General features: G+C 71.3%; 9 protein-coding genes. 4 read left to right on the plus strand and 5 right to left on the minus strand.

The features are described from left to right. Positions 1–10: 10 nt before the first annotated feature. Positions 11–370, minus strand: a complete 360-nt coding sequence (locus ABGB01_RS35745; protein ID WP_347777998.1) for a DoxX family protein — start codon at positions 368–370, stop codon at positions 11–13. A 732-nt stretch (positions 371–1,102) separates the two neighbouring features. Then, positions 1,103–1,867, minus strand: coding sequence for an SDR family oxidoreductase (locus ABGB01_RS35750; protein WP_347777999.1), 765 nt, complete (start codon positions 1,865–1,867; stop codon positions 1,103–1,105). 68 nt (positions 1,868–1,935) lie between these two features. Here ABGB01_RS35750 and ABGB01_RS35755 point away from each other — a divergent pair, with 68 nt between their 5' ends. After that, positions 1,936–2,574, plus strand: coding sequence for a helix-turn-helix domain-containing protein (locus tag ABGB01_RS35755; RefSeq protein WP_347619633.1), 639 nt, complete (start codon positions 1,936–1,938; stop codon positions 2,572–2,574). Positions 2,575–2,776: 202 nt separating this feature from the next. After that, the gene (locus ABGB01_RS35760) at positions 2,777–2,944 is read left to right on the plus strand and encodes a helix-turn-helix domain-containing protein (RefSeq protein WP_347778000.1); all 168 of its coding nucleotides are present in this window, start codon (positions 2,777–2,779) and stop codon (positions 2,942–2,944) included. Between the two features lie 37 nt (positions 2,945–2,981). On the opposite strand, the gene ABGB01_RS35765 is transcribed toward ABGB01_RS35760, so the two are convergent. Further along, positions 2,982–7,019, minus strand: coding sequence for a S8 family serine peptidase (locus tag ABGB01_RS35765; protein WP_347778001.1), 4,038 nt, complete (start codon positions 7,017–7,019; stop codon positions 2,982–2,984). Between the two features lie 221 nt (positions 7,020–7,240). Then, positions 7,241–10,087, minus strand: coding sequence for an AAA family ATPase (locus ABGB01_RS35770; protein WP_347778002.1), 2,847 nt, complete (start codon positions 10,085–10,087; stop codon positions 7,241–7,243). 476 nt (positions 10,088–10,563) lie between these two features. Here ABGB01_RS35770 and ABGB01_RS35775 point away from each other — a divergent pair, with 476 nt between their 5' ends. Next, positions 10,564–11,415 carry a HAMP domain-containing sensor histidine kinase gene (locus tag ABGB01_RS35775; RefSeq protein WP_347778003.1) on the plus strand — a complete coding sequence of 284 codons (852 nt, stop codon included), beginning with the start codon at positions 10,564–10,566 and terminating at the stop codon, positions 11,413–11,415. Between the two features lie 399 nt (positions 11,416–11,814). Here ABGB01_RS35775 and ABGB01_RS35780 read toward each other — a convergent pair whose 3' ends face one another. Next, complete coding sequence (locus ABGB01_RS35780; RefSeq protein ID WP_347778004.1) at positions 11,815–12,663, minus strand: helix-turn-helix transcriptional regulator; 849 nt, start codon at positions 12,661–12,663, stop codon at positions 11,815–11,817. An 88-nt stretch (positions 12,664–12,751) separates the two neighbouring features. Between ABGB01_RS35780 and ABGB01_RS35785 the strand changes: the two genes are divergently transcribed. Then, positions 12,752–13,108 (plus strand): hypothetical protein, encoded by a 357-nt coding sequence (locus ABGB01_RS35785; protein ID WP_347778009.1) that lies wholly within the window; start codon positions 12,752–12,754, stop codon positions 13,106–13,108. The last annotated feature ends 122 nt before the right edge of the window (positions 13,109–13,230 follow it).

Here is a 13,230-nt window from a genome sequence, read left to right on the forward strand (position 1 = left end):
CAGGCGAGCCTCATGTCACGAAGCTGTAGACGCCGACCGCGACGCAGATCAGCAGCATGGCGGTGGCGTTGAGGAAGAGGTTGCGGCCGAAGTCCCGGGCCGCGATGTGCATCGCGATGGCGACCATGAAGTAGAGGACGAGCGCCACGCAGGTCGCGGCGCCGAGATACGGCAGCCAGATGCCCAGGATCAGACCGGCCGCGGCGGCGAACTTCACCGGTGGCATGATCCACCAGTAACGTCGCGGCCAGTTCACGTCTTCGAAGCACTGGGCGATGAACGGAACTGGCTTGATGCACATGACGGCGTCGCCGGCCTGAATGATCGCCAGGGCGACAACCGGCCAGACCGGATCGGGTAAGGCTGACATGTTTTCCCTTGGTCGATCAATGGTGCACGATGTCGGAGTAACCGTACTATACCGTATGGTATGGAGGCTAGTGCTGCGCCATGGCGGCCTGACGAAGTGACCCACACGTGTCTCGCGGGTCAGCGGGAAATCATGGTTCCAGGCAGCTCAAGAACTGCAACCCTGGCTATCCGAAAGGTCAGTTCTCAAGGGGCTCCAGACATAGCCGTAGGCGCGGTCTCCCAACCACCCTCGGTCCTGCTGGAAATAGACCTGGCCGTTCGCGCGGAAGACCTTCTCGAACGCGACGCGCAGCCGTCCGGCGCGCCGGCTGGCCGTGGAAGGTCGTGACCTCGCATCGTGTCTTCGGGCACGGCATTCAGGCCGCCGTCGAAAGCCGGCCCGCGCCACAGGTTGAGCGCCCGGGTCAGCTCGCCGACCGCGCTCTCGGACGCGCCGGCGTGGAGCGCGACGCGCGCGATGTCGACCGACCTCTCGAACTTCAGGACGTCGAGCCCGCCCGCGGGCAGGACCGCGCCAGATGGCCAGCGTTCCGAGCACGCCGAACCGCAGTGCTCCCAGCGTGTTGAAGCGTCGCGATGACGGGTCGGGGGACATCGCATGAATCACATGGACATCCAGGAGCGAGCCCGGTGACCGTCCCAGAGCCTCCGCAGGACGTTGACCGAACATCCCAGCGAGCTCTCTAACCCCACGGCCGACGACGGACGGCCCTGGCGACAAGGGTTCGCGTTATGTGCGCGGCCCCAGGAACAGGCCGCCGCTGGCGTCGATGACCTGGCCGGTGATCCAGCGGGCGGCGTCGGAGGCGAGGAACGCGACCACGTCGGCGACGTCGTCGGCGCCGCCGAGACGGTCGAGCGCCGTCGATCCGGCGATGAATTCGGCCAGGCCCGGCGCTTCGAAGAAGGAGGCGTTGGCGGGAGTCCGGGTGGCGCCGGGGGCGACCGCGTTCACCGTGATCCCCCGGACTCCGAGTTCGTTGGCCAAGGTCAGGCTCATCGTCTCGATCGCGCCTTTGGTCATGGCGAAGGACGTCTGGGCGGGGTTGGCCATGCGGGTCGCGACGGACGAGATCGTGATGATGCGGCCGCCGTCGCGCAGCAGAGGCAGCGCTCGCTGGATGATGAAGTACGGTGCCCGCACGTTCACCGCGAAGAGGTGGTCGAACCCGGCCCGGGTCGTGGCTCCGAGCGGGCCGGCGGGCTGAGCCGCCGCGTTGTTGACGACGATGTCGAGCGGCCGTCCGGCCAGGCCCGCCTCGATTCCCGCGAAGAGCTTCTCGACATCGCCGTCCACACCCAGCTGCGCCTGGACGGCGAAGGCGGTCCCGCCGCCGCGCTCGATCTCGCCTACCGTCGCCATCGCGCCGTCCTCGTCCACGCCGAAGTGCACGATCACCATCGCTCCCCTGGCCGCCAGCCGGGTCGCGATCGCCCGCCCGATGCCGCGGGACGCTCCGGTCACCAGGGCCGCCCTGCCGGTCAGATCGCTCATGTTCGCCACTCCCAACTGGTAGACACTACCGATCTGGTAGTCACTATCAAGGTGATAGTGTCTATCACATGCCCGACCAGCACTCAACCCTGCGAGCGCGACGACGAGCACAGACGCAGCGCACGATCCAGGCGCACGCGATACGGCTGTTCAGCGAGCGCGGATACGACGCCACGACCATGAACGACGTCGCCGAGGCGGCCGGCGTGTCGCCCATGACCGTCTACCGGCACTTCCCCACCAAGGAAGACCTCGTGCTGGTCGACCAGTACGGTGAGCTCATCGCCGAGCGGATCGTCGCCTCGTCCACCGGGCAACCCCTGGTCCGCCGCATCGGCGGCGCGCTCATCGACGCGGCAGCGGTGCTGAGCGGCGACGACGTGACGGCGGACCGGGAGTTCGTGCTCGTCCGCCTCCAGCTCATGATCTCGACGCCCGCGCTGCGGGCCAGACACCTGGACAACCAGTACGCCCTCCAGCAGGCCATCATCGGCGCCCTGGGGGACGACGCCACCGATCCCGACGCGGCGTTCCAGGCTCAGGCGGCGGCCAGTGCCTGCCTTGCGGCCCTGCACACGGCGCTGGTGCGCTGGGCCGCGGACGACGGGCGGACCGACCTGCCCCGCCTGATCGGCAAGGCGCTCGCCGCCGTCTTCGGCGACGACATCGTCGGGCCCGCACCAACGCCCGGCTCGCCCGGGGACTGATCACCCTCAACCGGCAGATCAGATACCTCGACCAGTTCGTCGAGGAGTGGGTGGCCGCATCGCCTCTCGCCCTGCCCGATCCGGACTCGCTGCTACGCCCTCGGCGACGCGAGCACGCGCCAGAGACCCAGTACGGTCAGCAGGGACGCCGCGCCCGCCGCGCCGACGACCCCGCGCCGCGTCCAGCGTGCGGGCGCTCGCGGTGCCGGCGACGACCACGCAGCTGGTCCGCCAGCTGGGTCTCAGCCTGGGCGCGGTCGGCGGCCACCTGGCCGTGCTGCGCGAATCCGGCCTGGTCACGCGGACGCGGACCGGCCGATCCGTGCACTACGAGCGCACCCCTCTGGGCGAGAGCCTGGCCGGCGACTGAGCGCGGCCGCTGGGCGGGGCGGCCGCGGTCACGTCGGTCAGCGGAGGTTGAACGCGCGCAGGGTGGTCTGCTTGACGCGGTTGCCCGCCGCGTCCCACGCCTCCGCCTTCAGGCTCACCGCGCCCTTGGTGGCGTGGTAGGCCGGGTACTTCGCCCGGGCGGTGTAGACGCCGTCCGGGCCCCGCTTGAGGTCGGCGGGCTGCCAGGTGGCGCCGTCGTCGGTGCTGGTCCACAGCCGCACGCCCGCGATCTTCGGCATCTTCGCCGCCGACGGCCCGTGGTAGGCCTCCAGCTCGAACGTGTGCCGGCGCCCGGCCGCGACCGTGTTCGCGGAGGACAGGCTGCGACCGAGGTCGTAGCTGACGTAGACCGCCGGGGTGGTGCGGCACTGCTCGACCGGTCCGTCGATGAACCAGGCGTAGCAGTTGACGCCCGGCCTCACCTGCTCCCTGGCCGGCGGGGCGGTGAACGTCCACTCGATGTCATGCAGCGCGTTCTTGGCCGTCAGCCGGTAGACGCCCTGCTCCTCGGGCAGCGGGTAACGCGGCAGCTTGTCGAACCACTCCACGGGGGCGTTCGGGATCTCCTTGCCGTCGCGGTAGAGGTGCAGGTCGTACTGGGGCGCCAGGTCGCCGAACCCTGTGCCGTCGTCGCGCTGCTCACGGACCCCGTTGACCATGGACGGAGTCACCCACAGGTTGCCGTCGTGCACGCAGATCGCGCACGGCACCCCGATCACGAGCTGCTGGAGCGGGGTCGCGTCCGGGTCGCCGCCGAGCGCGTACAGCTTGCCGGAGGCCGTCGAGGCGCCCGGCGTGCTCGGGGTGGCGAACCACTTCTGCCGGGTGCGTCCCGGCCGGTCGAAGACGTCGTGGCGGTAGCGGGTCTCCTGGACCTCGGCGCCGGGCTCGGACGAGACGAGCGCGGACATGCCCGCGACGCTCACGATCTCGGGATCGAGCGGCCAGACCCACTGCGACCTGCGTTCCGGCATCGGGGACGACCAGTGCAGCATGTTGGTGCCGGTGCCCGTGTAGGTGATGTCGTCGGTCTTCCAGGTGCTGCGCCAGTTCGCGTACTTCGTGTACGGGCCGGCGTGCACGTCGAAGTCGACCCGGTGGAGCTGGCGCTCGGTCACCTTGTAGCGCATCGACGCCGGGATGCGCCCGTCGGCGTACGGCTTGAACACGTAGGAGTACGGCGTGTTCGGCGTGCCCTCGGCCCGTACGGTCACCTCGCCCCGGCCGGCGGCCTCACGGATCTTCGTGCCCTCGGCGTTGGAGACGTAGGCGACGGGGATGTTGACCGGCAGGTACGGGCCGCTGAACGGCTTCTGCGTGATGGGCAGCGGGATCGGGCAGACGGAAGCCTTCTCGTTGAAGGCCAGGATGCCGGCGGCGCCCGCGTCCCTGATGGGGCCCACGCGCTCGATCTGCAGGCCGCACGCCGTTCCGAAGAGCCCTTCCGCGGGCTCGGCGTCGATCAGGACGAGCGCGCCGCGCAGGTCCTTGCCCGCGAGGTCCTCGGGGCGGCCCTTGCCGGCGTCGACCACCCGCAGGTTCTTGACGCCGTCGAACGGGACGTACCCGGGATGCAGCTCGCCCGAGTCGATCATGTGGACCCGGGAGACCGGGTGCAGGGTCGTGCGCTTTGACGCGCGGCCCGATGCGCGCATGGTCATGGTGACCTCGGGGACGCCCAGCTCCCACTGGCCGGTGAAGCGGAAGGCGCCCTTGGTGACCTTCTCGGTGGGCAGCGCCCACACCTTCTCCCACCCGCCGAGCGGGCGGTTCGACAGCAGCGTGCCGCCGAAGACCTTGCCGTTGGCCAGCGTGCGCTGGAAGAAGAGCTCGTAGGTGTTGTTCAGCGGCTGCGCGGTCTTCGGAGCGCTGAAGCTGATCTCGGTGGCCTTGCGGGCGTCGATGGTGACCTCGGTGTCGCCGGTGACGGTCAGTTCGGGCTCGAACAGCCAGGCCCGGTTGGCGCGGTCGTCGCCGTCCACCCAGTCGAGCACCTGCAGCAGGCTGACGGTGCCCGCAGGGACCCGGGTGACGATCACGCCGACGTCGTCGATGCGGTGGGGGCCGAGTTCACCCTTGCCACCCTCGACGTCCAGGACGCTCATGGCCGTGGGGGTGCGCGGCTTGCCGTCCCGGTCGAGGGTGCGGACGGTCAGGTCGTACTTGGGGACGTCCCGCACCGCGCCGAGCGGCGTGGTGAGCCGTACGCCGTCGGCCTCGGCCGTCACGGCGCCGCTGTAGGTGCCGATGGGGAGCTCGGCCGGGTCGAGGGTGACGGTGGTGCCGGCGGTGCCGCCGGCGGGGACGGTCAGCGTCGCGTCGGCGAGCACCGGCTTCGCGCCGCCGCTCATCGCCGCCTCCAGCGTCACCGTGACGGGCTGGTCGCCCAGGTTGCGGTAGGAGATCTGGCCGGTCTTCGGCGCGCTGCCGCCCTCCAGCAGGCCGAAGTCCACGCCGCCGCTGTCGGCGAACACCTGCTGCCGGGTCGCGCGATCCAGGTCGACCCGGCCGGCGCCTTGCTCGTAGACGGTGAAGCCGTCGTCCTTGGCGGTGGACATCAGGGCGGCCTTGAGCTGCTGCGCCGTCCAGTCCGGGTGCCGCTGCGCCATGATCGCGACGGCGCCGGCGACGTGCGGCGTGGCCATGGAGGTGCCGGAGGAGCCCGTGTAGTGCTCGTCCACCGGGGCGCCCATGGCGGTGCCGGCGGCCCGCGCGGCCACGATGTCCACGCCGGGCGCGGCGATGTCGGGCTTGAGGCCGCCGCCGGGGCGCGGTCCGCGGCTGGAGAATCCGGCGAGCTGGTCCTGCTTGTCCACCGCGCCCACGGTCAGCGCGGCGTCGGCCGCGCCTGGCGTGCTGATCGTCTCGGCCTCGTACAGGTTGCCCGCGGCGATCACGAACAGCGTGCCGGTCTCTGCGGTCAGGTCGTTCACGGCCTGGCTGAGCGGGTCGGTGCCGTCGCTGGGCGAGCCGCCGAGGCTCATGCTGACGGCCTTGACGCCGCTGCGCGCGGCCCACTCCATGCCCTCGATGATCCACGACTCCTGGCCGGAGCCGGTGTCGTCGAGCACCTTGCCGACGACGAGCTGCGCGCCGGGGGCGACGCCCTTGCGCTTGCCGCCCGAGGCCGCGCCGGTGCCGGCGATGGTCGAGGCGACGTGCGTGCCGTGCCCGTGCCCGTCCTGGACGGCCTGGTCGGGGACGAACGACCTGCTGTCGGCGATCTTCCCGGCCAGGTCGGGATGGCCGGTGTCCGCGCCGGTGTCCAGGACGGCGATCTTCACGCCGGACCCGTCCTGGCCGCGCTCCCACGCCTGGGGGGCGCCGATCATCGGAACGCTCACGTCCAGGTCCGCCTTGACCTTGGCGTCCAGCCAGAGTTTGGCGATGCCGCCGCGCAGCGTGCCGGGCGCCTTCGCCAGGCCCTGCCCGGTGCCCTGTCCGGCGCTCTGCCCGCCGCGTACGGCCTCCCAGAACGCGCCCGCCTCCGCCTTGGTGACGTCGAGGGCGGAGGCGTGGATGCTCTCCAGCGTCCGGGTGGGCTCGCTGGCGGGGACGGCGGCGGCCGAGCGCTTGACGGCGGCCTCGGCCTGGTCGCCCGGGTACTGCACGATCACCGGCAGCCGTTTGGCCACGTCGTCGGCGTAGCCGTTCTCGGCCAGGTACTTGACGTCGAACAGCCGTCTGTCCACGAGTCCGGCCTGGACGGCGGCGATCGCGTCGTCCGGCAGCACGAAGACGCCGTCCGGGGTGAACTGGGTGAACAGGTTGACGCGGCGGCCGTCCTGGCGGGTGCCGGGGGCGGCCTCGACGCGGTACTGGCCGGCGGGGGACCGGGTGAGCTGGACCTTGTCGCCGGTGATCAGCGTGACGGCGACCTTCTGGGCGCGTAACCCGGAGAGGGTGACGTCCTTGGTGGCCTGCGCGGTGGAGGCGGCGGGGGTGTCCGGCGTCGCGGCTGTCGCCGGTCCGGCGGTCAGCACGCCGGCGAGCGTGGTGAGCGCGGTCAGCAGGACTGCTGTCCGGCGCGCCAGCGGGGGGCGGGGCAGTGCCATGGTGGCCTTTCTGGCGGGGGAGGGGAGGCGGTCAGACGGGTTGGAAGCCGTCCGGCGGGCGAGGAGGCTCAGGGGGCTCCTCGAGCTCGGGGGGAAGGGAGGGGTCGTCCGGGTCCGGCTGCCCGGGTTCGTCGGTGGTTTCGGACATGCCGAAAGTGTCGTGCAGCCGCATGGGGTGGGGTATGGGGTGCCCCATGGGGAGAAATCCCCAATCTGGGGATTTAGTCGCTGGGGAGGAGGTGGCGGGCCAGCTCCGTCCGCGACCGTGCCCCGACCTTCCGCATGGCCGCGCTCACATGCTTGTCCACCGTCTTCGGCGACAGGAACAGCTCCCTGGCGATCTGCTGGTTCGTCAGCCCCTCGGCCGCCAGCCGGGCCACCTGCTCCTGCCGGGCCGACAGCGCGTGGTCGTTGCCGGCCGGCGCGGGCGCGCTCTGCGCCGCCGGGCGGACGCCCCACCTGCGGCCCAGCCCGGTAGCGCGGTCCAGGTCCCAGCGCGCCCCGAGGTCCGCGTACGTCGCGACGGCCCGGCCGAGCCGGACGGCGGCCTCCGGGTCGTCGAGGGCGAACAGGCAGGCGGCCGCCCGCTCGGCGGACTGCGCGGCCTCGTACCGTGCCGGGATCAGCTCGAAGGCGTCGGCGGCGGCGGCGAACTCCGCGGCCGCCCGCCCCCACTGCTCGTCCGCCGCGGCCAGCAGCCCGCGGGCGTGCGCGAGCGCGGGCGCGGCCAGCGGCGCGTCCAGCTCCGCCAGCCGGGCGGCGTGCCGGGCGACGACGTCGGCGGCCTCGCCGGGACGGCCCGCCGCCAGCAGCGCCTCGGTCAGCGCGGGCAGCGCCCGGACCGCCACCGGCCACAGCTCGCTCGCCTCCCAGTGGCGGCCCGCCTCGACGGCCGTCTCGATCGCCGGCTCCGGCTCGCCCCGCGCGGCGGCCAGCCTGAGCAGCATCGTCAGCGGCAGCACGAGATCGTCGAACTGCCCGCGGGCACGGGCCTCGGCGGCGGCGTCGAGCAGCGGCGGAAGCGCGGCCTCCTGGCGGCCCTGCACCGCGGCCAGGCAGGCGGTCACGATGTCGACGAGGATGCGCTCGTGCGGCTCGTCGCCGAACTGATCGCGCAGCTCCTGCATCCTGGCCGGCAGCCCGCGCCAGGAGCCCTCGAAGTAGTCGGCCGCGGCCAGGTTGACCAGGCAGCGCAGTTCGAGCCGCTCGCGCAGGTCGGGCTCGGCGCCCTCCTCGACGGCAGCGGTCAGCAGGCGGCGGCCCTCGCGGTGGTGCCCGCTGAACAGGGCCGCGCCCCCGATCGAGCGGTAGGCGTTGACCTCGCGGCGCAGCAGCCGCCGCCCGCCGGTCTCCCGCAGCAGGTCGCCGGCCAGGGCGGCCCAGCGCGGGTCGCCCATCACCACGAAGATCATCGCGATCTTGCCCAGCACCAGCATGCGCATGGCCGGATCGGCCACGGCGGGCAGGGTCGCGAGCGCCCGCTCCAGCCACGACCTGCTCTCCTCGGGCGGCAGGCCGCTCGGCGGGCGGCCCACCCCGGCCATGGCCCACGCGGCCAGCCCCGGCTCGCCGGCCAGGTCCTCGGCCGCCCGGGCGAAGGCCTCGCCGATGCGGGCGCTGTCGGTGCGGGTGCGCTCCAGGTGCAGTGCGAGCAGCATGCGCAGGTGACCCCGGAGCGACGGCGGCACGTCCTGCTCCAGCGCGCCGGTGACCAGGTCGGCGACCGGCGGCGGGCGCAGCAGTTCCAGGGCGGCCCAGCCGAGCTTCACCGTCAGCTCCGCCCGCCGCGCCGCCGGCAGGTCGGCGTCGCGCAGCACCTCCTCCAGCAGGCGCGCGGCCTCGGCGTCGTCGCCCAGCCGCGACGCCTGCTCGGCCGCCTCGATGGCGGCCTCGACCCACTGCCCGGCCCGGCCCGCCTGGCGCAGGTGGTGAGCCAGGCGGCCCAGCGGCACCGGGCGCAGGCCGCGTACGGTGTCGGCGGCGGCGGCGTGCAGCACCTGCCGGCGACCGAGCGGGATCGCCTCGTAGACCGCCTGCGCCGCCAGCACGTGACGGAACCCGACCAGCCCGCCCGTGTCGGCGAACAGCCCCGAGCCGAGCACCTCGTCGATCGCCCCGACATCCGGCCCCGACAGCAGGGAGACCGGCACCGGGAGCTGCAGCACGGCGGCGCGCTCTGCCACCTCCTTGGCGCCGGGGGACAGCCGGGCCACGCGTTCACGCACCGAGGCGCGCACGCCGCTCGGCACGTCCAGCTCCTCCAGCGCCCGCCGCGCCCAGCCGCCCTCCCACCGGATAAGCGTGCCGCGGTCGCGCAGCAGCGCCAGCAACTCCTGCACGGCCAGCGGCAGGCCGGACGCCCGCAGGCACAGGTGCTCGGCGAACTCGGCCGTCACCTCCTCCGCCTCGAGGATCGCCGAGGCCATCACCCGCGTCAGGGCGGCGTCGAGCGGCGGCAGCACCAGATGCTCGGCCTTGATCGTGTCGGGGGCGCGCGCCGTGATCGCCCGCACCGCCTCCGACGCCTCCTCGCCCCGGTACGTCAGCACCACCCGCAACGTGTCCGGCAGCACGGACATCAGGTACGTCAGGAACTCCACCGTCTGGCCGTCGGCCCAGTGGAGGTCCTCCACCACCAGGACGGCGGGACCGAGCGCGGTCAGCACCTCGGCGAGCCCCCGGAACACCCGGTGCCGCTCGGCCGCCCGGTCGTCGAGCGGCGGCGGCGTCTCCGGCAGCTCCCCGGCCAATTCCGGCAACAGCTCGCGCAGCGCCCCCGCGACCGGCGACAGCGCCGCCCCGGACAGCTCGGCCGCGCGACCGCGCAGCGCCTCGACGATCGGGCCCAGCGGGAACGGCTCCCTGATCTGCACACAGGCCCCGGCCAGCACCCGCAGGCCCGCCACCGCGGGACCGCCGAGCAGCTCGGCGGCCAGCCGCGACTTCCCGATGCCGGCCTCGCCCTCGACGACGGCGACGGCGGGAGCCCTCTCGACCAGCGCGACGAGCCGGGCGAGCTCCTTCTCCCGCCCCACCAGAACCGGGGAGACCACCCGCCCAGCACGCACCCGCTCATTCAACTGCACACGAACTCACAGATCAACGCCACCCCCCCCGGCCGCGGCGGGAAGACGGCCGGCCCCGCGTCCACGGCCTCCAGGATGAGCTTGCGCGGCCGTCACCGCGACCTCGGTCGGCCGTCGTGCTCGAGCGTGTTGGTGAGCGCCTCCTGGACGATCCGGTACGCCGACAGGCCACTCCCGTCGGAGGCCGCCGCGTTGAAATGCGTTCAACATGGCACTGCAGGCTTGATCAACGTTTTCCTCCTCCGCCCAAATGCAAACGAGCGCCAAACGAACGGCGCGTGGCTCCCTTGAGGGGATCTAAAAATCGTAGATTTGCATGGGTTGTTGTACAGCGCCGCAGCCAGAGTGGTTATTAGGGCCCTTATCCAGGACATGCGATAGGTATGTCGACACTGCGCAGGGGGGTTAATCGGGCGGGCTCACGGGTCAGCGGTCTTTGGAAGCGGTTGCGCAATCGGATGAGCATGTTGGCCGCTATGGCGGCCGGCCGGATAACGGTCCGGCTGCTGCGACGGGTGGGCAGCATCTCCGGTGACCTCGCTAAGATCAACGTCAGCGATGAGTACGGCCAGATCGTCCAGCAGCGTGACCTGGCACAGGTGGCGCAACTGGTCGGGAACATCAACGTGAGTTTGGACATGCTAGAGCGTGAGCGGCGGTTCGCCTCCACCATCGCCCACGAGATCCGCTCTCCGCTGGCCGGAATACGCCTGGTGGTGGAAGACGCGCTTGCCGATCCTGACCAGGTCGACTATTCCAGGGTGTTCGAAGGAGTGCTACGCGGGGTGGATCGGGTGGAGGCACTGACCGCTGATCTGCTGTTGATCGCTCGCAGCCGCGCCGGCGAAATAGGGTGGGAACAGGTCGACCTGTGCCGGCTGGTCAGACGAGAAGTCGCGACTCGGACCGACCCCATCCCGGTCGAAGTGATCTGCACTCCCGGCGTGCTGGTCAAGGCGATGCCCACTCAGATCTGCGAAATCGTGACCAACCTGCTGGACAACGCTCAACGCTACGCCATACAGCAGGTGCAGATCCAAGTCGACCACACCGACCGCATGGCACACCTGGCGGTCCGCGACGACGGCCCCGGCGTGCCGGAAAAGGACAGGCAACGCATCTTCGACCGGCTGTACCGGCTGAGAACCATCCCCCAGCCCGGCAGTACCAGCACCGGCCTTGGCCTGGCCATCGTCCGGGAAATCGCCAGAGCGCACCACGGAACCGCATGGGTCGAATCCGCCCCGAGCGGCGGCGCCTGCTTCGTCGTTCAGTTGCCCCTCGTGCCTCCCTCGAGACCAGGAACCTGAGCATCCCGTGGCGGTCTCAAGGGCTGGCGCGCTTCACGGGTCCTTTCGCCCACTTGAGGTCAACACGAGTACCTGAGCCGACAGCTCGCATCATGAAGTGATGGAAACCGTCCGGAGGACGCGGGACACCTCAAATCGAGCAGGCCCAGGCGGAGATCGAGGCTCTTACCGCGCCTCTGGGCGAGCTCAGCGAGGCGATCGAGCACCTGCGGATCAGCCGCAAGACTCTCATCGCCCTCGCCGGGGAGGATCCTGTCCCAGCGAACCGGCCGCCCAGCCTCCTCCCTCGGCCCTCGACCACCCCCGCCTACCAGCACATTCCCACCGTCTTCGGCGAGACCGGCGGCTCCCTGCGCGCCCGTGACCGCACCATGGCCGTGCTGGCAATGCGTGGCGGTCTCAGGGCTCGGTGTCGACCTGCTGGCTCTGCGTTCCGGTGGCGCCGCGGCGCCAGTGCGGCGGTTCGCTCTGCCGCGGGCCCAGCTCCACCGCGACCGCGGTGGTGTAGCGTCCAGGCGGCACCTCGTGCGGGAACGGTCCGCACGTACGCGCCTGACCTGCTGCCAACGCACTGAGTTCGCACGTACGGAGGGTTTTCGCCAGCGGTGCGCGGGACTTGACGTTGTGCAACCAGACGTAGGCGACCGCGCCGTCGACCGCGCCGACCGTGCGCAGGTCGAGGGATGCGACCACGGCGCCGTCGGTCACCGCGACACACGGTTGCATCGATATCGGCACGCGCGCCGTCACGAGGGGCGTGCGGCACCGCGTGGGTACGTCAGGTACGGCATCGCCCGAGGCCCAGATGAACGCCGCGTTGGCCGTGACGAGTGCCAGCGCCGTACCGACGACCGCCGCGACCTTCCAGAGAGCGCGTGGTCTCTGCCCCTGGCCATGGGCTTCGTCCGCTATGGCTGACTCGCTGGGCCGGGGTTCGCCGGTGGTCTGGGCATGCTGCTGGACCTGGCCGTTGATCTCGTGCCAGCGCTGCTCCCACTCGGCCGTGTCCGTCACGCCGCAGGCACGTACGTAATCGAGGGTCGCCGCCAGGCTGGGCAGCCGGAGCCCTTTCGCGGCTTCTGAGAGCTTGCTCGGCGAGCAACCGACCCGTGAGCCCATGATCCGGTAGGTCGGCTGCCCTGCCGCGACGCGCAGCTGGCGTAAGTCATGCGCGAAGCGTTCGATCAACCCGCTGTCAGGATCGAGTTTCCGTTCTGGCCTGCCCATTTGCCCTGCCTTGTTGATCAAACATCTGATCGGTGGTGATCAATCAAAGCGTGACAAGGATGAGCCGTGCTGGACAAGTCAGCCGTCTGAGGAGGCACGAGTGAAGAGGATGTTCGCGGCGGTGGTTGCGGTCGCCATGGGGAGTTGCGGTGTCGTGGCGCCGGCACACGCCGCCACGGGGGTGGCCTTCCGCGCATATTCCGGCGCGAGCCAGAGCGCGCACCAGGCCCATTTCGAGAGCCTGCGCAGCCGGGGTTACCGGCCGATCACGGTGAGCGTCTCGGAAGGGCCGAGGTATGCGGCTGTCTGGGTCAAGGGCGGGGGTGGAGCCTGGATCTCCCGGAGCGCGATGTCCGAAGCGGCCTTCAAGGCGCGGTTCGACGACTACCTCGCGCAGGGATATCAGCCGATATCGGTGTCCGCGACGGGTCCGGCCGGCCGTGCGACGTTCGCCGCACTGTTGTAGGACGACGTTCTTTCTGAGCACGTAGGGCCTGATGGGCGACATGGATGATGTCCATGATCTTCAGGGCTGGTCTTGGGGTTGGCCTGGTTCGTGCCCGGCGACAACGTGAGCGTCAATCGTTC

Source organism: Nonomuraea sp. B5E05 (genome assembly GCF_039880665.1).
Classification (GTDB): domain Bacteria; phylum Actinomycetota; class Actinomycetes; order Streptosporangiales; family Streptosporangiaceae; genus Nonomuraea.

Excerpts from the sequence above, each read along its gene's own strand:
- ABGB01_RS35745 (WP_347777998.1), bottom strand. The coding sequence starts at position 370 with ATGTCAGCCTTACCCGATCCGGTCTGGCCGGTTGTCGCCCTGGCGATC.
- ABGB01_RS35750 (WP_347777999.1), bottom strand. The coding sequence starts at position 1,867 with ATGAGCGATCTGACCGGCAGGGCGGCCCTGGTGACCGGAGCGTCCCGC.
- ABGB01_RS35755 (WP_347619633.1), top strand. The coding sequence starts at position 1,936 with ATGCCCGACCAGCACTCAACCCTGCGAGCGCGACGACGAGCACAGACG.
- ABGB01_RS35765 (WP_347778001.1), bottom strand. The coding sequence starts at position 7,019 with ATGGCACTGCCCCGCCCCCCGCTGGCGCGCCGGACAGCAGTCCTGCTG.
- ABGB01_RS35775 (WP_347778003.1), top strand. The coding sequence starts at position 10,564 with ATGAGCATGTTGGCCGCTATGGCGGCCGGCCGGATAACGGTCCGGCTG.
- ABGB01_RS35785 (WP_347778009.1), top strand. The coding sequence starts at position 12,752 with ATGTTCGCGGCGGTGGTTGCGGTCGCCATGGGGAGTTGCGGTGTCGTG.